Annotated in this window: 14 protein-coding genes and 2 pseudogenes; 2 read left to right on the top strand and 14 right to left on the bottom strand. The window is 62.4% G+C overall.

What is annotated here, in order from left to right:
• Nucleotides 1–36: 36 nt before the first annotated feature.
• Both pepN and MIC97_RS00070 read left to right on the top strand, forming a co-directional pair.
• Nucleotides 37–2,670 carry an aminopeptidase N gene (pepN, locus tag MIC97_RS00075; RefSeq protein WP_239798359.1) on the top strand — a complete coding sequence of 878 codons (2,634 nt, stop codon included), beginning with the start codon at nucleotides 37–39 and terminating at the stop codon, nucleotides 2,668–2,670.
• A gap of 134 nt (nucleotides 2,671–2,804) precedes the next feature.
• Entirely contained in the window at nucleotides 2,805–5,114 is a 2,310-nt protein-coding gene (locus MIC97_RS00070; RefSeq protein WP_239798358.1) for a PAS domain-containing sensor histidine kinase, read from the top strand.
• Here the strand turns inward: MIC97_RS00070 and MIC97_RS00065 are convergent, their stop codons facing one another.
• The 14 genes and pseudogenes from MIC97_RS00065 to MIC97_RS00005 form a co-directional block, all read right to left on the bottom strand.
• A complete protein-coding gene (locus MIC97_RS00065) occupies nucleotides 5,115–8,078 on the bottom strand; it encodes a bifunctional [glutamine synthetase] adenylyltransferase/[glutamine synthetase]-adenylyl-L-tyrosine phosphorylase (protein ID WP_239798357.1) in 2,964 nt (987 codons plus the stop codon).
• A 6-nt stretch (nucleotides 8,079–8,084) separates the two neighbouring features.
• Complete coding sequence (locus MIC97_RS25195; protein WP_345773524.1) at nucleotides 8,085–8,765, bottom strand: HAMP domain-containing sensor histidine kinase; 681 nt, start codon at nucleotides 8,763–8,765, stop codon at nucleotides 8,085–8,087.
• 764 nt (nucleotides 8,766–9,529) lie between these two features.
• Nucleotides 9,530–10,201 (bottom strand): annotated as a pseudogene (locus MIC97_RS00055) (response regulator transcription factor).
• A gap of 109 nt (nucleotides 10,202–10,310) precedes the next feature.
• Nucleotides 10,311–11,843 carry a Do family serine endopeptidase gene (locus MIC97_RS00050; protein WP_239798356.1) on the bottom strand — a complete coding sequence of 511 codons (1,533 nt, stop codon included), beginning with the start codon at nucleotides 11,841–11,843 and terminating at the stop codon, nucleotides 10,311–10,313.
• 100 nt (nucleotides 11,844–11,943) lie between these two features.
• Nucleotides 11,944–12,417 carry a cytochrome c-type biogenesis protein gene (locus tag MIC97_RS00045; protein WP_239800979.1) on the bottom strand — a complete coding sequence of 158 codons (474 nt, stop codon included), beginning with the start codon at nucleotides 12,415–12,417 and terminating at the stop codon, nucleotides 11,944–11,946.
• 4 nt (nucleotides 12,418–12,421) lie between these two features.
• Nucleotides 12,422–14,410, bottom strand: a pseudogene (locus tag MIC97_RS00040) (heme lyase CcmF/NrfE family subunit).
• Between the two features lie 8 nt (nucleotides 14,411–14,418).
• Complete coding sequence (gene ccmE, locus MIC97_RS00035; RefSeq protein ID WP_239798355.1) at nucleotides 14,419–14,856, bottom strand: cytochrome c maturation protein CcmE; 438 nt, start codon at nucleotides 14,854–14,856, stop codon at nucleotides 14,419–14,421.
• Nucleotides 14,857–14,861: 5 nt separating this feature from the next.
• On the bottom strand, nucleotides 14,862–15,680 hold the full coding sequence (locus MIC97_RS00030; RefSeq protein ID WP_345773523.1) for a c-type cytochrome biogenesis protein CcmI: 819 nt from the start codon (nucleotides 15,678–15,680) through the stop codon (nucleotides 14,862–14,864).
• Complete coding sequence (ccmI, locus tag MIC97_RS25190) at nucleotides 15,662–15,949, bottom strand: c-type cytochrome biogenesis protein CcmI (RefSeq protein WP_345773522.1); 288 nt, start codon at nucleotides 15,947–15,949, stop codon at nucleotides 15,662–15,664. Before ccmI ends, MIC97_RS00030 begins: the two co-directional genes overlap by 19 nt.
• Nucleotides 15,950–16,073: 124 nt before the next feature.
• Complete coding sequence (locus MIC97_RS00025; protein ID WP_239798354.1) at nucleotides 16,074–16,493, bottom strand: hypothetical protein; 420 nt, start codon at nucleotides 16,491–16,493, stop codon at nucleotides 16,074–16,076.
• A gap of 93 nt (nucleotides 16,494–16,586) precedes the next feature.
• Complete coding sequence (locus MIC97_RS00020) at nucleotides 16,587–17,963, bottom strand: ATP-binding protein (RefSeq protein WP_239798353.1); 1,377 nt, start codon at nucleotides 17,961–17,963, stop codon at nucleotides 16,587–16,589.
• 65 nt (nucleotides 17,964–18,028) lie between these two features.
• Entirely contained in the window at nucleotides 18,029–18,694 is a 666-nt protein-coding gene (locus MIC97_RS00015; protein ID WP_239798352.1) for a response regulator transcription factor, read from the bottom strand.
• A gap of 86 nt (nucleotides 18,695–18,780) precedes the next feature.
• Entirely contained in the window at nucleotides 18,781–19,014 is a 234-nt protein-coding gene (locus MIC97_RS00010) for a hypothetical protein (RefSeq protein ID WP_239800978.1), read from the bottom strand.
• 136 nt (nucleotides 19,015–19,150) lie between these two features.
• The coding region (locus MIC97_RS00005; RefSeq protein WP_239798351.1) for a hypothetical protein at nucleotides 19,151–19,348 on the bottom strand (198 nt) is incomplete at its 5' end.

Genomic DNA, 19,348 nt, shown 5'->3' with positions numbered 1-19,348 from the left:
CACGACTGCATCGGGGCGGGGAAGGAAAGAGAGCATATGCGTACAGATACAGGTCAGGTTTTCAGGCTCGAGGATTACCGGCCAAGCGACTACCTGATCCCCCGGACGCATCTGACCTTCCGGCTTGACCCGACCCGGACGATCGTGATTGCGGATCTGACCATCGAAAGGCGCGCCGGCGTTGATCCATCCGCTCCGCTGATCCTTGATGGCGACGACCTCAATCTTAAGCGCCTCGAACTGGACGGCATCGCACACACGGCCCATGAAGCGACGCCCGAGCGCCTCGTGCTGAAGGATCTGCCCGCAACGGCACAGTTCCGGCTGACGATAGAAACCGAGCTGGAGCCTGACCGCAACAGGGCCCTGATGGGGCTCTATCGCTCCAATGGCGTTTACTGCACCCAGTGCGAACCGGAAGGCTTCCGCCGCATCAGCTATTTTCTGGACCGGCCGGATATCCTGTCGGTCTATCATGTTCGCATCGAAGCACCCCGCGCTGAGGCCCCGCTTCTGCTCTCGAACGGAAATCCCGTCGACAGCGGCGAACTCGACAATGGCCGGCATTTCGCCGAATGGCACGATCCCCACCCCAAGCCGTCCTACCTGTTCGCGCTGGTGGCAGGCGATCTCGGCTGCCTGCGCGACAGCTTCACCACCATGGGCGGCAGGAAGGTCGACCTCGGCATTTACGTCGAGCACGGCAAGGAGAAACTTGCCGCCTATGCCATGGATGCCCTGAAACGGTCGATGAAATGGGACGAAGATGTCTTCGGGCGCGCATACGACCTTGATGTCTTCAACATCGTCGCCGTTTCCGATTTCAACATGGGCGCGATGGAGAACAAGGGCCTCAACATCTTCAACGACAAATACGTGCTGGCCGACGAAGCAACCGCGACCGACACCGATTTCGCCAATATCGAGGCGATCATCGCGCATGAATATTTCCACAATTGGACTGGCAACAGAATCACTTGCCGCGACTGGTTCCAGCTCTGCCTGAAGGAAGGCCTCACCGTTTTCCGCGACCATGAGTTCTCTGCCGACCAGCGCTCGCGCGGGGTCAAGCGCATCGCCGAGGTGCGCACGCTGAAGGCGTTGCAGTTTCCCGAGGATCAGGGACCGCTGGCCCATCCGGTGCGGCCGCGTCGCTATCGCGAGATCAACAATTTCTACACGGCGACCGTCTACGAAAAGGGCTCCGAGGTGGTGCGCATGCTCGCCACCATTCTGGGCCGGGAAACGTTCCGGGCCGGCATGGACCTCTATTTCGAGCGCCATGACGGCGAGGCCTGCACGATCGAGGATTTCCTCAAAGTGTTCGAGGATGTCTCGGGCCGGGACCTTTCCCAGTTTGCCCTCTGGTACAACCAGTCGGGCACCCCCAACCTGACCATCAAACCGAGCTACGAGGCAGGCACGCTGACACTCGAAATCGAGCAGTCGGTGCCGCCCACCCCGTCCGAAAGCCGCAAGCGGCTCATGCACATTCCGCTGGCCTTCGGCCTCATAGGCAGCGACGGCAGGGAATTGCGGTGGAGCTCGGCGGAAGGCGGCACGGTGGACGGCGGCGTCATCCATGTGCGCAAGCGCAGCCAGAAGCTTCAGTTCCACGGCGTTGCCGAACGGCCGGTCCTGTCGCTCAACCGCGGCTTTTCAGCGCCAGTCACGCTCGCGGTCGAGCAGAAGCCGGAGGATCTGATCTTCCTCGCCCGCCATGACAGCGATCCCTTCGGGCGCTGGCAGGCGTTCAACACGCTGCTTACCGAGGCACTCATCGCGGCCTACAGATGCGTGCTCGGCGGCAAGGCAACGGTTTTCGAAGACAGCATCGCCCGGCTGGCCGGCTCCATAGCGGCCGATGACGATCTGGAACCAGCCTATCGCGCCCTTGCCATCACATTGCCGTCGGAAGCAGACGTTGCCCGCGATATCGGCAAAGATATCGACCCTGATGCCGTGCTTGTGGCCCGCAAGGCGCTTGTGGGCTTCATAGCAGGCGTCAACCGCGGCAGCTTCCATGCGCTTTACCAGCAGCTCCATGATACCGGACCTTTCAGTCCCGATGCCGCGGCTGCAGGACGGCGCGCCTTGCGCAACGTCCTGCTGGGTTATCTCGCCCGCAGCGATGACGGCGCCGACATCGCCGCAAGTCACTTCACGCACGCGACCAACATGACCGACCTGATCGCCGGCATGGGCACGCTTGCGCATGAGCATCCCGGATCGCCGCAGGCCCGGGCCGCCCTCGCCGATTTCGAGCGGCGCCATGCCAATATGCCGCTCGCCATGGACAAATGGTTCCAGGTCCAGGCCACCGTGCCCGGCGAGCACGCGCTGGAGACGGTGCGCACCCTGATGCGGCACCCCTCCTTCTCCATCGACAACCCGAATCGGGCGCGGTCGCTGATGGGAAGCTTCTCCGCAGGCAACCAAAGCGGGTTTCACCGCGCGGATGGAGCGGCCTATCTGTTCTTCGCAGAGGCGCTGATGGATATCGACAAGCGCAACCCGCAACTCTCCGCCCGCCTTGCCACGGCGTTCCGGTCCTGGCGTTCGCTTGAGCCGATACGTCAGGAAAAGGCGCGGCAGGCACTGGTTTCCATGGTGAAAATGCCCGGCATATCAGTTGATCTCGGGGACATTGCCGAACGCTCTCTGGCGTAGTCATTCACCTGTCGCAACGATCTTTTTACGCCGTGCCTCTGGACAAGGCGAATCAGCTTTGATTCCTTAGGGACGATTCGGATGTTCGGTGTAGCCGGATCTTCAAACGGGACATAGTTGGGGAGTGCCATTTCATGGCGAAGGCGGACGCGTTCAGCGCGCCCGGTGGGATGTCTGTTGATCGGAAGGGCAAAGGCCTTGCCGGCAATGCACAGCTCATCGCCCAGCCGGCTTATCAGAAGCTGGTTGCTGCGGAGCCGTTCCTGCGCCGTCTCATTCCCGTGCTCATCGTCATTTTCCTGATCGTGGTGGCCGGCCTGCATTTCATTTCGCTGATGAACTGGCGCGATGACGTCGAGAACAGCGCCCGGTCTGCGCTCGCGCTCGCCTCCGGCCAGCTCATCGCTGCTGATTTCGACAGCATCAGTCCGCAGGAACGGCTTGAGCAGGTCAGCCGCACCGCTTCGCTCTCCGAGGGCCATGTGCTGGCCTTCACGAATGAGAAGTTCACCGTTTCGGCCGTAACGCCGCGCTCCACGCGCTGGTATGGCCGCGCACTGGATGAAATTATAAGCGACGGGCAGCCGCTTTTCCTGTTCGGCGAGCGGGCCGGCGTCATCCCCGTCAAAATCGACGGCGCCGACTGGTTCGCGGCTGTGGCCATCGACACCACTGAAAAACGGGCCGCGGCCGCGCTGATTCCGCAGGATGCGGTTTTCGCGCAGTGGCGCCGGACCGTGTCGCTGAACGTTTCACTGTTCGTGCTGACGGCAAGCGTGCTGATCGTCATCCTCTACGCCTATTTCAGCCAGGCGGCCCGCGCGCAGGCTGCCGACCGCGTCTATCTCGAAGGGCAGCAGCGCATCGACATGGCGCTGGTGCGTGGCCGCTGTGGCCTGTGGGACTGGGACATGGTGCGCGGCAAGATGTACTGGTCGCCCTCCATGTACGACATGCTGGGTTACGAGCCCTGCGACGCCATGCTTTCCTTCGGTGAGGTCGATCGCATCATCCATCCAGACGACGGCAATCTGTTCGAGATCGCCAATCGCGTCATGGCCCGCGAGATCGACCAGATCGACCGGGTGTTCCGCATGCGCCACGCCAATGGCCAGTGGGTCTGGATGCGGGTACGCGCGCAGGTCGTCGACCCGGATGCGTCCGAAATCCAGCTCATCGGCATCTCGATGGACGTGAGCGAGCAGCGCCATCTCGCCCTGCGCTCGGAAGCGGCCGACCTGCGGCTGCGCACCGCAATCGAGAACATCACCGAATCCTTCGTGCTGTGGGACCCGGCCGACCGGCTGGTGATGTGCAACTCAAAATTCCAGCAGGACAACGGCCTCTCCGACCATGACGTGGTGCCGGGCGCACATCGCGTGGCACTGGAGGAGCGGATGCAGGCCTTCGCCTCCGAACGCAGGCTGGCCAATGTCAACGGCCCGCGCGGCGGCACCACCTATGAGCGCCAGCTTGCCGATGGCCGCTGGCTTCAGGTCAACGAACTGAAGACGCGCGACGGCGGCACGGTGGCGGTTGGTTCCGACATCACCCAGATCCGCCAGCATCAGGACAAGCTGCTCGACAGCGAGCGCCGGCTGATGGCAACGATCCACGACCTCAGCCTCGCGCGCCGCGCCGAAGAGGAAAAGGCGCGCGAACTGGCCGAGCTGAACCGCAAGTATATCAAGGAAAAGGACCGCGCCGAGGCTGCGAACCAGGCCAAGTCCGAATTCCTCGCCAACATGTCGCATGAATTGCGAACCCCGCTCAACGCCATCATCGGCTTTTCGGAGCTGATGGCGCAGAAGCTGTTCGGCCCGCTGGGATCCGACCGCTATGAGGAATATGCGACCGACATCAATTCCAGCGGCAAGTATCTGCTCGGGGTGATCAACGACATTCTCGACATGTCGAAGATCGAGGCTGGCCAGTTCTCCATGGACCGCGAGGAGATCGACCTGTGCCCGCTCATCCGCGAGACGGTGCGGGTGGTGTCCCTGCAGGCAGCGGAAAAGAAGATCACGGTCGAAACCAAGATCGCCGAGACCCTCAAGCTCTACGCTGACCGCCGCGCCATCAAGCAGATCGCGCTCAACCTGTTGTCGAACGCGGTCAAGTTCACCGGCGAAGGCGGACGCATTTCCGTTCGCGCACGCCATGCGTCGGGCGCGCTGATCCTGTCCATCGAGGACAATGGCTGCGGCATTCCCAAGCATGCGCTGAAGAAGCTTGGCCGCCCCTTCGAGCAGGTGCAGAACCAGTTCTCCAAGAACCACACCGGATCCGGCCTCGGCCTCGCCATCTCGCGCTCGCTGGCGGAACTGCATGGCGGCGCGCTCAAGATCCGCTCCACCGAAGGCACGGGCACCATCGTTTCCGTGAGGATCCCGGCCACGGCAAAGAAGAAGCCCGCCGGTCAGCCCATGAAAGCTGCGGCCTGACTACCCGGCCTTGCCGCCAACGATCCTTTCGAAATCGTCTCGTACCGTTTCCGACATATCCCTGAGCTGGGCTTCCATGACGGAGAAATCCGGGATCGCGGTAACCGCTAGCAGCAGATCGGCAAGCCCGGGCGGAACATCTTCCTTGTCGAAATGTCCGGTCAGGCACAGACGGATGATCTGCGTCAGTGACAGATAGAAGGCGAAAGCCTGCATCAGATTTTCGCGCATACCGGCATCGGCATAGTCGGGTGCGAGATTGGCGAGAACATCGACCGTTGCCGTTGTTCCGGGCTTTCCAGTGAATTTTCCGGTCAGAACCGCCACCTGCGCGATAAACTCAAGATCGATGAGACCACCGGGAATGAGCTTGATATCCCACAGATCGCGCGGCGGCTTTTCCTCGTCGATCATGCGGCGCATCTTCAAAGCCTCGTCGCGCACTTTCGCCGCGTCGCGCGGTTGGGCAAGGATGTCGGCAACTTCTGCCGCTATGTCGGCGCAAAGCTGGCGGTCGCCAGCCACCGGACGTGCCCGGGTCAGCGCCATCTGCTCCCAGACCCAGGCTTCCTGCCGCTGATATTTGCGGAAGGCGTCCATATGGGTCGCCACCGGCCCCTTGTTGCCGGAAGGGCGCAGGCGCAGGTCGAGCTCGTAAAGAACCCCCTCGGCAGTCGGGGCCGAGACCGCCGCGATCAGTCGCTGCGTAAGTCGGGTGTAATAGTGGGCGGGCGCGAGCGGCTTGTCGCCGTCCGATTCCTCCGCCTCCGGATCGTGATCGTAGAGAAGGATCAGGTCCACGTCCGAACCGGCGGTGAGCTCCTGGCTGCCGAGCTTGCCCATGCCGAGCAATGCCACCCGGCCCTGTGCAATGCGGCCATGACGCCTCTCGAATTCCGCCGAGACGGCATCGAGCGCCGCACCAAGGGTGAGATCGGCAAGGTCCGAGAAAGCCCGCCCCGCCTTGCGCGCATTGATGGAGCCGGCAAGAAGCCGCACGCCGATGAGGAATTTCTGTTCGGCCGCAAAGATACGCAGCCGGTCGAGCACTTCCTCGTAAGGCCGGTCGCCGTCCAGAAAGGCGATGAGCCGCGCGGCCAGATAGGCCCGGTCGGGCAATTCGCTGAGCAGTGCCGGATCGAGCAGCCCGTCAAACACATGCGGGCGCCGGGTGATGATGGCAGCCAGACGCGGTGCTGCCCCCATGATCGTCGCCATGAGGCGCAGCAGCGCCGGATTGGATTGCAGCAGCGAAAAGAGCTGCAATCCGGCCGGCAGACCGGACAGGAACTCGTCGAAGCGCATCAGCGCCTCGTCCGCGCGCCGCGTCTTGCCGAAGGCTTCCAGCAAGGCCGGCGTCAGCTCCGTCAGCCGCTCGCGCGCCTCGGCGGAGCGCGTGACCCGATAGCGGCCGAAATGCCAGGCGCGGATGACGCGGCAGATGTCGCTGGGGCGCTGGAAGCCCAGCGTGTGCAGCGTCTGCAAGGTGTCGGGGTCGTCGACATCGCCGGTGAAGACGAGATTGCCGACACCGGACGAAAGCTCGGGCGCCGCCTCGAAGAGCGCGGCGTAGTGGCCCTCGACCTCTATCAGAGAAGCGCGAAACGCCTGCGAGAACGCATCGGCGCTGCCGAAGCCCATCATGTAGGCAATTCGCTCCAGCCCCTCGTCATCCTCCGGCAGCATATGGGTCTGCTCGTCGGCGACCATCTGGATTGCATGCTCGACACGCCGCAGAAACCAGTACTGTCGGGTGAGTGCATCGCGCGCGTCCTCCGTGATCCAGCCATTGCCTGCGAGCTGAGCGAGCATGGAAACAGTCTCTCGCCCCCGCAACTCGGGAAAACGCCCGCCAGCTATGAGCTGTTGGGTCTGCACGAAGAACTCGATCTCGCGGATGCCGCCGCGCCCGAGCTTGACGTTGTGGCCTTTCACGGCGATTTCGCCATGCCCCTTATGGGCATGGATCTGGCGCTTTATGGAGTGAACGTCCGCGATCGCAGCGTAGTCCATGTATTTGCGCCAGACATAGGGGCGCAACTCTTTCAGGAAGGCTTCGCCGGCGGCAATATCGCCAGCTACAGGGCGCGCCTTGATCATGGCGGCGCGTTCCCAGTTCTGGCCGCGCCCTTCATAGTAATTGAGGGCCGCGCCCACCGGAATGGCGAGCGGGGTGGAGCCGGGATCGGGGCGCAGCCTCAGATCGGTGCGGAACACATAGCCGTGCTCGGTGCGGTCCTGCATGATGCGCACCAGACGCCGCGCAAGCCGCGAGAAAACATCCGTCGCCTCCATCGGGTCGCCGACCACCGCCTTGTGATCGAAGAACAGGATGAGGTCGATATCGGAGGAAAAGTTGAGCTCGTGCGCGCCGAGCTTGCCCATGCCGAGCACGATCAGGCCACTGTCGCGCGCGGGCTCCTTCGGGTCCGGCAGCTTCAGCTTTCCCTGCCGGTCGAGATCGGCCAGCAGGAAAGCGCATGCGGCGCGAACACAGCCTTCGGCCAGTACGCTGAGGCGAAAGACCGTCGTTTGAGTGTCGGACTCCCCTGCAAGGTCGGCCAGAGCCATCAGGAAATGTGCCTCCGTTTTGAAGAGGCGAAGCCGTTTCATGAGTTCGGCCTCGGAAATCCCCTCGCCTTGCCACGAAGCATCTATGTCGGCGGCGATCGCCTCCAGCCGTTCGGCAACCGTCTGGTCGAAAAGAGCGTCGAGCATGCGGGGCCTGCGCCGCGCCAGATCACGCAGAAAAGGCGACAGATCGAAAACGGCAGCCAGAAAGAGGCGGGCATCGCTGTCATGTGCCAGGAATTCCGCAAGGCGGGGCAGATCGCTTTCCGCGGCACTGGCGGCGATATCGCCGAGTACGGCCCCGGCATGGCTTTCATCGAGCGGCCTGAGTTGCAGCGAGGGATTCAGCAGCAGCACGGATGCCGCGCGGTCGGCCACGGGTATGGAAGCCATAGGGGGTCAGGACCTGTCCTTGTCGGGAAACACCATGACCACGGATAATCCGGGATCAGCAGGCAAAAGATCAAGCCTGCCGCCATGAAATTTCATCACAGCGCCCGCGAGACTGAGGCCAAGCCCTGATCCCGGCTGCGAGCGGCTTTTTTCCAGCCGCACGAAACGCTCCGTCGCGCGCACGCGATCCTCCGGGTCCGGGATGCCGTGGCCGTTGTCCGTCACCGAAAGCCGGATCTCGCCATCGGCGCGTTCGAGCCTGACGCTCACGCGCGGGCCTGCATCGGCATCCGCCGAATATTTGATGGCGTTGTCGACGATGTTGGACAGCGCCTGAGCGATCAGTTCGCGGTTGCCGCTGACGGTCGTCGCCTCCATCGGCCCGGCTTCCAGCGCAACGCCGCTGTCCTCTGCAAGAGGCTCGTAAAGCTCGACGACATCGCGGACGGCTTCCGCGAGATCGACGCCGGTCATGCTCTCGGCCGAATAGCCTGCCTCCAGCCGGGAGATCATCAGGATGGCGTTGAAGGTCTTGATGAGCTGATCCGATTCGGCAATCGTGGCTTCAAGCGCCGCGCGGTAATCGGCGGGCTTCTGCTTGCCGGCCAGAGTTGCCTCGGCCCGGTTGCGAATGCGGGTCAATGGCGTCTTCAGGTCGTGGGCGATGTTGTCGGAAACCTGCTTCACCCCTCATTGAGGGTGTCGATACGCGTCAGCATGGCATTGAGATTTTCCGATAGCCGATCGAACTCACCGGCGTCGGCGGCGGCCGCGTGAGAGGCCGCGGGATGCTGCGGCGGCGGCGGCGGAAATGCCGTCGATGCGCTTGAGTGCGGCGCGGCCCACGAAAAACCAGAACAATGCCGCCGATGCCCATCATGCCCGCCAGCATCACAGCGAATGGTTGACCACCAGCGGAAGCGTTGCGGCTCGGCCCGGCCGCAGCAGCGGCACCATCGAATGGTTTGGAAGGCGCAGCACCAGCGCCAGCGCATCATGCCCGCGCACCTGCGCGCGCTGCGTTTCGTTCTGGCCGCTTTCTGCCCGTTGACGCTCCGTCTCGGTCTCGCCGTAGCGGCGATAGTAGAAGGGGCGCGTCGTCCAGCCCTCCGTCTCCAGAACGCCGGGTTCGAGGCTTTCGACGTTTCCCGTGAGAATTTGGCCATTGGCATCAGCCAGCAGATAAAGATTGGCGCCCGGCTGGCGCGCGCGCTGCTCGACCCCCCACCAATGTCGGCAGGCCGCCGCGCTGATAGGCGCGGCCGAGGCTCAGAACTTCTTCATTGATGTTTCCTGCGTCTGCGTGGCCAGCATGCGCACCGACAGCGAGGTCATGTAGAAAACCAGCAGGTGGCGCAAAGGGCAAAAAGCAGCAGGAAAAGCGCAGAAAGGCGCGCCGCCGTCGTCTTCATGATGGCTGGCATCGGCAGCGCCATGGCCCTCAATGGCCCTCAGCCGTGCTTCAGCATGTAGCCGGCACCACGCACGGTGTGCAGGATCGGCTTGTCGAAGCCCTTCTCGATCTTGCCGCGCAAGCGGGAAACATGCACGTCGATGACGTTGGTCTGCGGATCGAAATGATAATCCCAGACATTCTCCAGCAGCATGGTGCGCGTGACCACCTGCCCGGCATGGCGCATCAGATACTCCAGCCGGAATTCGCGCGGCTGGAGGGTGATTTCCTGCCCTGCCCGCTTGACGGAGTGAGACAGGCGATCGAGTTCAGATCGATCGAGACGGCGGTAAACGGTTTCGCTCTCGCGGCTGCCGGCGGCGGTTCAGAACCTCGACGCGGGCCAGCAGTTCGGTAAAGGCATAGGGCTTGGTGAGATAGTCGTCTCCGCCGGCGCGAAGGCCGGTCACACGGTCATCCACTTCGCCCAGCGCCGACAGGATAAGTACAGGCGTTTATTCCCCCGCGAACGCAGGCCGGCAATGACGGACAGGCCGTCGCGCCGTGGCAGCATGCGGTCGACCACCATCACGTCATAGTCGCCGGCATCGGCCAGCGCAAAGCCGGTTTCACCGTCGCCAGCGACATGGGCGGTGTGGCCGGCTTCCGAAAAAGCCTTCTCAAGATAGTCCGCTGCTTCGCGGTCGTCTTCAATGACGAGAATCTTCATCGCATCACTATAGGTGATTCCGGCATTCATGGTGGAGGATTGCCCGTTCCGGGATTGGCTCGGAAGAATTGCCGGCCGCTGCACAATGGTGCAGCGGCCGGAAGCGGGGTCAGCCCTGATTGATAGGCAGCGCCACGAAGCGGTTGGCGGAATCGCGGCTGATCTGCACCAGCACGGATTTGCGGCCCGCCTTGGCGGCCTTTTCCATGGCGTCGGTAACGTCCTTGACGCTGGCGACATCCTCGGAATTCACCGCCGTGATGACATCACCTGTGCGGATACCGCGATCGGAAGCATCGCTGTCTGGATCGACATCGGTAACGACCAGGCCCTTGCCGTCATCCGCGGTCGTCACGGTGAGACCAAGATCGGCCAGCGTGTCGGAGGAAGAGGACGAAGGCGCGGAATTGTCAGCCGATGCCTGCTTGTCCGCGCCCGGAAGCGCCCCGAGCTCGACCTTCACGGTTTCCGCCTTGCCGTTGCGCCACACGTTCATGTCAACGGTGGTCCCCGGCGCATAGCCGGCAATCACCCGGGCCAGATCGCGGGAGGACGATACATCCTTGCCGTTCACCTGCGTGATGACATCACCGGAAACAATGCCGGCCTTCTTCGCGGGGCTGTCGTCCTGCGCATTCGCGACGATCGCGCCCTTGTCGGACTGCAGCCCAAGCGATTCGGCGATTTCCTTGGTTACCGGCTGGATTTCCACACCGAGCCAGCCACGGGAAACCGACCCGTCCTTGATCAGGCCTTCGACCACCTGCTTCGCGGTGGAGGCAGGGATGGCGAAGGCGATGCCGACATTGCCGCCCGAAGGCGAGAAGATGGCGGTATTGATGCCGACAACCTGACCACTGAGGTTGAACGCGGGACCGCCGGAATTGCCGCGGTTCACGGCAGCGTCGATCTGGATGAAGTCATCATAGGGGCCGGCGCCGATGTCACGGCCACGCGCGGAGACGATGCCGGCCGTCACCGTGCCGCCAAGGCCGAACGGATTGCCGACAGCGACCACCCAGTCACCGACGCGCACGTTGGAGTCGTCGGCAAAGTCGACATAGGTGAATTTGGTGTCGCTATCGACCTTGAGCACGGCCAGATCGGTGCGCTCATCCTTGCCGACCAGCTTGGCATCGAGTTCCTTGCCGTCATTGGTGACGATGGTGAACTCCGTTCCGTTGTCGACAACGTGGTTGTTGGTGACAAGATACCCGTCCTCGGAGATGAAGAAGCCGGACCCCTGCGCCACGGGACGCGGCTTGGCCGGACCGCGGCGTTCTGCGCGCGGATGGGAATCACGGTCACCGAAACCGCGGAATTCGCGGAAGAAGCGGCGCATGGGGTGATCGGGGGGCAAGTTGCCGAAGCCTTCTTCGGGGAAGCCGAAGCTCTGGCCGCGATCGGAGGTCTGCTCGACCTTGGCCTTGACGCGGACGCTGACGACTGCCGGCGTTACATTGGACACGACGTCGGCGAAACTGGGAACCTGAGGCGCTTCGACGCGAACAGCCTCGGCGAACACCGGGGCGGTGCCGGCAGTTACGGCGGTAAAGCCAACGGCGCCGGCAATGGCGAGGGAAGCAGCGGCAGCAGCAAGGCTCCTGCTCCTGCGGGAAACCACATTTGAGATGCTGGTCATCAATCTCGATCCTTCTTGCACTGGATGCTTATGAAGCATCATCGCAGGCAGAGATAGGACACGGGACCTTACGGCGCCATTTCCGCTTGATGAAACTTTGTTAATGTTGCGAAGGGGGATCGCGGCGCAGCACTTCTTCAAGCGCAGCGCGTTCATCGTCACTGAGGCCCGCCTCTGCCACCGGGCGCTTGCGCCGCGAGGCAAGCAGCACGAACGCGCCGCCCGCCACGAGAAGGGCAAAGGGTGCGATCCACAAAAGCATGGTCTGCGTATTGAAGCGCGGCCTGAGCAGCACGAACTCGCCATAGCGGGAAACGACGAAATCGATCACCTGCTTATCCGAGTCACCGGCCTCAAGTCGCTCGCGGACAAGCACACGCAGGTCGCGGGCCAGATCGGCATCCGAATCGTCGATGGACTGGTTCTGGCAAACCAGACAGCGCAGGCCGGCGGAGATATCGCGCGCCCGCTGCTCAAGCGCGGGATCAGCGAGAATCTCGTCTGGCGTCACCGCGCGCGCCGCCGGCGAAAGCAGTACGGCAGCACAGAGTATGGCAAAGGCCGCGCGGCGCATCATGTCACGCTGCTCCCGCAACAGGGGCCGCTGCATTCTTCCTGCCGCGACGCGCCGGCGCACCGACACGCAGGCGCCTGTCCAGCAACGACATCGTGCCGCCCGCCATCATGACAAGGCCACCGCCCCAGATCAGGATGACGAAAGGCTTCCACCAGATACGCACGACCATGCCGCTGCTGGTGTCCTCGCCAATGGAAATGTAGAGCTGGCTGAAGCCCAGCGTGGCGATGCCGGCTTCCGTCGTGTTCATCCGGCGCACCGGATAGAAGCGGCGCGACGACCAGATTTCGCGGCGCACTTCGCCAGCAGGGCCAAGCAATGAGAAATGCGCCCGTTCGTCATTGTAGTTCGGGCCGCGAACCTCGACCATATTGTCGAAACGCACCCTCTTGCCGGACAACTCCGTAATATCGCCTGGCTTCATGGTCAGTACGCTTGCGGCGCCGAAGCAGATGGCGCCCACAAGCCCAAGCACCGTCAGGCCAAGCCCGAGATGGGCGAAAGCGGTTCCGAATACGGAACGCGGCAGACCGATGAACCGTCTCACCGCAACGGAAGGGCTCACATTGCCGATACCCGCCTTAATGGCCAGATCCGTCAGCGCTCCCAGCACCAGCCAGACCGCCAGCCCCACGCCGAAGGCGGCAATGGCGGAAGAACCATCGATCAGGAACGCGGTGACCAGCGCCGCGATCAGGGCTGCGCCAAAGGCGAACATCAGCCTTTGTGCTGCGGCCATCACATCGCCCCGCTTCCACGCCAGCAGCGGGCCGAACGGCACCAGAAGCAGCAGCGGCACCATCAGGGGAATGAAGGTGAGATTGAAGAAGGGCGGTCCAACTGAAATCTTGTCGCCGGAAATGGCTTCGACCAGCAGCGGATAGAGCGTGCCGATGAACACCGTTGCCGTCGCGGTGGTCAGGAACAGATTGTTCAGCACGAGCGAGCCTTCGCGGGAGATCGGCTGGAAAAGCCCGCCCTGCGTCAGCGATGGGGCCCGCCATGCGAACAGCGCCAGCGACCCGCCGATGAACAGCATCAATATGCACAGGATGAACACCCCGCGCGAGGGATCGGTAGCGAATGCGTGAACGGAAGTCAGCACGCCCGAACGAACAAGGAAGGTGCCGAGCAGCGACAGCGAAAAGGTGAGGATCGCCAGCAGCAGCGTCCAGATCTTGAGTGCCGAACGCTTTTCCATGACGATGGCCGAATGCAACAGCGCTGTTCCGGCCAGCCATGGCATGAAGGAGGCGTTCTCGACCGGGTCCCAGAACCAGAAGCCGCCCCAGCCCAGTTCGTAATAGGCCCAGTAGGAGCCCATCGCGATGCCGCCTGTCAGGAACACCCACGCAACCAGCGTCCACGGGCGGACCCAGCGCGCCCAGGCCGCGTCGATGCGTCCCTCGATCAATGCTGCAACCGAAAAGGCAAAGCAGATCGAGAAGCCGACATAGCCGAGATAGAGAAGCGGCGGGTGAATGGCGAGGCCGATATCCTGAAGGATCGGATTGAGATCCCGGCCTTCTATCGGCGCTGGAGACATACGGGTGAACGGGTTCGACGTAATGAGGATGAACAGGAAGAAAGCGACCCCGACAGCCCCCTGAACGGCCAGAACGGTGGCCTTGAGAGATGCGGGCAGATTGTTGCCGAACACGGCGACCAGCGCGCCGAAGAAAGTCAGGATCAGCACCCACAGAAGCATCGAGCCTTCATGGTTTCCCCACACGCCGGTGATCTTGTAAAGCATCGGCTTCGCCGAATGGGAGTTCTCCATACGGTTTGCAAGGAAAAATCCGACTGGGCATAGGCGACCGTCAGGACGACGAAGGACAACGCCGTGAAGGCGAAACCCGCAAGCGTCACGGGTATGGCCGCCGCCATCATGCGCTCGTCGCCGGCGCGCGCGCGCGATCAGCGGAACAGTCATCTGCACAAGGCCCAGCGCCAGTGCCAGAATAAGCGCGAAGTGACCGATCTCAACCATGACGCCGCCTACTCATTATGTTGCCACAAGCCCTTTTCCTTCAGGCTGTCGGCAACTTCCTTGGGCATGTAGTTTTCGTCATGCTTGGCCAGAACGGTGTCTGCGACAAACCCGCCATCGGCCCCGAAGGCGCCCTCGGTGATGACGCCCTGCTCCTCGCGGAACAGGTCGGGGAGAATGCCCTTGTATGTGACCTTAACCGTCTCGGCGATGTCGGTGACGGCAAAGGTCACGGACGCATCCTCGCCACGAACAATGGAGCCCTTCTCCACGATGCCGCCAAGGCGGATACGCTGGCCGGGCTGCAATTCGGCGGCGGCAAGATCGCCCGGCGTGTAGAAATAGGATGCCTTCTGCCCAAGCGCCACGAAGGTCAGCGCCGTGGCAGCGCCGAGAAAAGCCAATCCTCCGATAATGACAGCTAGCCGTTTCTGCTTGCGGGTCATAAACCTCATTCCGTCATTTTCAGGCCATTTGCCGAGGCGAAGGCGACAAGCATGCGTGCCTCTTCGCTTTGAGGTCCGAAAGCCGCCGCCGCACGCGCCAGCGCGTCTCTGGCTTTTTCTTCGTCACCGAGCACCAGATGCGAGCGGATGAGCTGCTTCCAGCCTTCGGCATCCTTGGGATTCTCACGCAGGCGTTCGTCCAGCCGCTCCACCATTCCGGCGATCATATCAGCGCGGTCGCCAGCCGACATCCCCGCGGCGGCCTCGACCTCGTCCTGACCGGGGCCTCGCGGCGCCTGCCCTGCCTGCACAAGGGCCTGCTCGGCCGCATTGCGCCAGGGCGAACCTTCCGGCAGGTCATCTCGCATCCGGGTCCAGCCTGCGACCGCCTCATCCATATGTCCATCCTGTGCGGAGGCCATCGCCACGAAGAAGCGTGCTTTCGGATTGGCGCCATCGTGCTTCAGCGCCATGGCGAAAGCGGCGCGCGCGTCGTCGGCTATTCGGCCACCTGCCATATTGATCCTCGCCTCGCCAAGGCCGGCTTGCCGGTCGGCGCTCGAACCGAGAAGCTTGATGGCGTTTTCATAGGCCAGCGAGGCTTCGGCAAATCGCTGTGTGCGCATGTAGATGGGCGCCAGAACGTCCCAGCCTTTGCCATCTGAAGGATTGGCCGCCAGATGCGCCTCGGCGCGGGCCACGAGTTCCTCAACCGTGCTCTCGGCAGGATTTCTGGTCAGCCGCTCGCTCAGCGGCTGCGACGGCAGATCGGGCGAGCCCAGATTGGCATAGATAGTCCAGCTGATCAGCGGAACAGCCAGCACCGCCGCGGCCGAAACCAGACGAAGCCCTGTGCCGCCGCGGAAACAGAAGCCGGTGCAGAAGACGTATCGCCGAGGCGCAGGATACGACGCCCGATTTCAGCGCGTGCCTGCTCCGCTTCCGAAGCAAGGATCAGGCCCCGCGCCAGATCGCGGTCCAGTTCCGCAAGCTGGTCCCGATAAACCTCGAGATCATGCCCGGTACCCGACTTGTCGGATTCGGGTCGTGCAGCAAGAGGCAGCAAAACCGCCAGACTCGCGCCCAAAGTCAAGACAGCGGAAAGGACCCAGAACAACATTCCGACTAAATAGCCTCAGCGCTCCGGACTGCCAACATCACGGGCCTGCGACCCTTTGACGAATCTGCGGGAGCGCCGGCTGGGAACTACCCATCGTTCAGGTCAGCGGTGTCCAGCTCCCGTCTGAATTCCGGCAGGCGGTGCCGCGCGCGGTGGCTCCGGCGCCCCCGGTGTAAACCGTGTGCGTGTATTGCCGGCAATCCTGCGAACCAACGCGATAGGGCTGCGCGGCCACCACCTCGCCGTAACGGTTGGGCTGGCTGCCTTTCCATGTTACGGGCTGGCCGCTTGCGGTGTATTCGAGAGCCTTATACTCGGCTTCCAGCCCGTTACGTCGCTCAGCGCCGCTCAGCCCGGAACCTATCGAGCCGCTGACAAGACCGCCGCCCATTGCCGAAATTACCGTGGAAGGCAGTTGACCGCCGGGCTGTGCCGTCCCGCCGCTGCGGCCTATCCCTGTCGTGCTGCAGCCGGCCAGCATGAGTGAGCCTGCAACCAGAACCAGACGAACGCTCATTTTATCCCCTGCCCGCTAACACTGCATTTTCCGGACGTGATCCGCATTAATATCCCACTTTGGCTGAAATTGGGTTCGCCACAAGCTTACGCATCACTCAATTTTCCGTAGTTGAATCGCAACCTTGAGCCCACCCAGATCTGCGCGCTCCAGATAAAGCTTTCCACCATATTCATTGACAAGGTCTGTCACGATCGACAGGCCAAGGCCGGTTCCGGGCTTGCTTTCATCCAGACGACGTCCCCGTTTCAGGGCCTCACGCGCCTTGTCTTCCGGGATTCCCGGCCCATCATCTTCGATGACAATCTCGAGCAGATAGGGCTGGTCTTCCACCTCAGGCAGGGATTTTACGGATATCGAAACCTTGCTTCGCGCCCACTTCATCGCATTCTCAAGCAGGTTTCCAAGCATCTCTTCGAGATCTTCGCGCTCCCCTGCGAAGACAAGCTCTTCGTCCGGAAGGGAAACGGAAATGGCCATGTTCGGGTTTAGCTTGCCCATGACCCTCGCAAGACGCTCGATGATCGGCCTGACCGGCGTGCGATAAACCACGCTGTCGCGCTGCGCGGCCACGCGGGCGCGTTGCAGATAATGTTCTACCTGCTGCTGCATCGAGGCGGCCTGCTCCGAAAACAGCCGGCCTTTTTCACCACCAAGCGCCCGCCCTTCATTGAGCATCACCGCCAGCGGCGTTTTCAGCGAATGGGCCAGATTGCCAACCTGCGTTCGCGAGCGCTCGACGATGCGGCGGTTGTTCTCGATCAGCGCATTGGTTTCGTTGGCGAGCGGTTCGATTTCCGCCGGGAATCGGCCATCCAGCCTCTGTGCCGTTCCCTCGCGAACCATGGCGAGTGCATCGCGAACCCTGCGCAACGGTTTCAGACCATACAGAATGGCGATTGCGTTTATGGCGATCATGCCAAGACCGAATATGGACAGATAAACCAGCAGACGCCGCTGGAATGCCGCGATTTCCTGTTCCAGCTCGCTTTCATTGCCCATCACACGAAAACGGGCGATCTGGTTACCAGTGTCCAGAACGAATTCGCTCTCGAAAACAGCGAGGTGCTCGCCGGCAAGACCGTCGGCCATATAGCTGCGCTGGAATTCGACATTGAAGGGCACTTCCGAAGTGCTTGGCGAGGGGATGGCTCCCGTCATGGATGACGAGCGCAGGCCACCCGTGATTCCGTTCGATGCCGGCTCCACCGACCAGTACCAGCCGGATCGCGGCTCGGAAAAGCGCAGGTCGCCAAGATCCGGCGCGCCCGTCAGGGCACCGCTCTCCGAGACGCCGACCGACCCGATCAGGTTGAACAGATGGGCGGAGAGAAGGCTGTCGAACCCCCGTTCGCTGGCCTGCCGGTAGAGGGTAGTGATGAGAGTGAAAACGACGATCTGCGCCAGAACCGCCCAGATTGTCGAGAAGGCTATGACCCGGAAGGTCAGAGAGCGCGGCCAGAAGCGCATCCGTCCAAAAACGCCGGAACGTTTGCCTGTGCGTATCCGTGGATTGGCAGGCTGACCGGTCGACTTCAAGCCTCAGGCTCTCGAATGCGGTAGCCCATGCCGCGCACGGTTTCGATCAGGTCAACGCCCAGCTTCTTGCGCAACCGGCCCACGAACACCTCGATCGTGTTGGAATCGCGATCGAAATCCTGATCGTAGAGATGCTCGACCAGTTCGGTTCGCGAAACCACCTCGCCCATATGGTGCATCAGATAGGCCAGCAGGCGGAACTCCAGCGACGTAAGTTTCAGAGGAACACCGTCGACATCCGCCTTGGACGACTTTGTATCGAGCCGCAGGGGACCGCAGACGAGTTCGGATGAGGCATGGCCGGCGGCTCGCCTTATCAGCGCGCGGAGCCGGGCCAGAACCTCTTCGATGTGAAAGGGCTTTGCGACATAATCGTCGGCGCCGGCATCGATACCGGCAACCTTGTCGCTCCACCGGTCGCGAGCGGTGAGCATGAGGACCGGCATCTTGCGGCCATCGCGGCGCCATCGCTCCACCACGCTGATCCCATCCATCTGCGGCAGGCCGATGTCCAGCACGACAGCGTCGTAAGGCTCAGTGTCACCGAGAAAATGGCCTTCCTCGCCGTCAAAGGCCTTGTCCACAACATAGCCCGCATCAAGCAGCGCCTCGGCAATCTGCCTGTTCAGATCCACATCATCTTCGACGACGAGCACACGCATTGAAAACGATCCTGCCTGTAACGGCCAGTCGGCCAGGGTCCTGTCAGCTATAGAGCGATTCCGGAATCATTGAAATGAAACGCGAATCATCCTTTCGGGACAACGATCTCGGTCCGGCGAGGCCGCTCGCCGTCCTTGCCGGGCACCAGCACGACAATGACGCAGACCGCCTGACCGCCCTTGTTGGCTTCGGAAGCCTTGGCCAGCGTGCCGCCGTTCTGGGCCGCCACCTGCTGGCCGATCGAATAGCAATCGGCAGCGGCGGCGGGCGGCGCCAGCATGGCGCCGGCGCAAATCGCCAGCATCGTTGCCCGGATCATGTTTCTGAACTTTTCCATACTCAACGTTCTAACCCGCCATGGCTGAACGCGAAATGAATACCGAACCCACTGCGCATCTCCCCCCAACCAGGCATTTGCACAAAAAAGGCCTCAAGCGAGGCAATGTTTCATGATCCTAACCTATCCTGTCCTTTGCAGACAACCTGCCGATGATTGCAATAAGTCCGGCAACTGCACTCACCCCCTGCAAAAGCGTGTCGGTGATCAGGGTGCCGTCGGCAGCATCGAAGGGCGATCCGGCAGCACCTGCCACACCCGTCAGAAACGCCACAGCCGATGCCCAGATGGTGCGCGAAAGATACCAGGGTTTGGT

The sequence above is a fragment of the Aquamicrobium sp. NLF2-7 genome (assembly GCF_022359935.1).
GTDB lineage: Bacteria > Pseudomonadota > Alphaproteobacteria > Rhizobiales > Rhizobiaceae > Mesorhizobium > Mesorhizobium lusatiense.
Note: the sequence above shows the minus strand (reverse complement) of the source record. Positions and strands in the feature narration are given on the sequence as shown.

What these genes read in the sequence shown, in the direction of transcription:
- pepN (WP_239798359.1), top strand. Translation starts at nt 37, where the DNA reads ATGCGTACAGATACAGGTCAGGTTTTCAGGCTCGAGGATTACCGGCCA.
- MIC97_RS00070 (WP_239798358.1), top strand. Translation starts at nt 2,805, where the DNA reads ATGGCGAAGGCGGACGCGTTCAGCGCGCCCGGTGGGATGTCTGTTGAT.
- MIC97_RS00065 (WP_239798357.1), bottom strand. Translation starts at nt 8,078, where the DNA reads ATGGCTTCCATACCCGTGGCCGACCGCGCGGCATCCGTGCTGCTGCTG.
- MIC97_RS00050 (WP_239798356.1), bottom strand. Translation starts at nt 11,843, where the DNA reads ATGACCAGCATCTCAAATGTGGTTTCCCGCAGGAGCAGGAGCCTTGCT.
- MIC97_RS00045 (WP_239800979.1), bottom strand. Translation starts at nt 12,417, where the DNA reads ATGCGCCGCGCGGCCTTTGCCATACTCTGTGCTGCCGTACTGCTTTCG.
- ccmE (WP_239798355.1), bottom strand. Translation starts at nt 14,856, where the DNA reads ATGACCCGCAAGCAGAAACGGCTAGCTGTCATTATCGGAGGATTGGCT.
- MIC97_RS00025 (WP_239798354.1), bottom strand. Translation starts at nt 16,493, where the DNA reads ATGAGCGTTCGTCTGGTTCTGGTTGCAGGCTCACTCATGCTGGCCGGC.
- MIC97_RS00020 (WP_239798353.1), bottom strand. Translation starts at nt 17,963, where the DNA reads ATGCGCTTCTGGCCGCGCTCTCTGACCTTCCGGGTCATAGCCTTCTCG.
- MIC97_RS00015 (WP_239798352.1), bottom strand. Translation starts at nt 18,694, where the DNA reads ATGCGTGTGCTCGTCGTCGAAGATGATGTGGATCTGAACAGGCAGATT.
- MIC97_RS00010 (WP_239800978.1), bottom strand. Translation starts at nt 19,014, where the DNA reads ATGATCCGGGCAACGATGCTGGCGATTTGCGCCGGCGCCATGCTGGCG.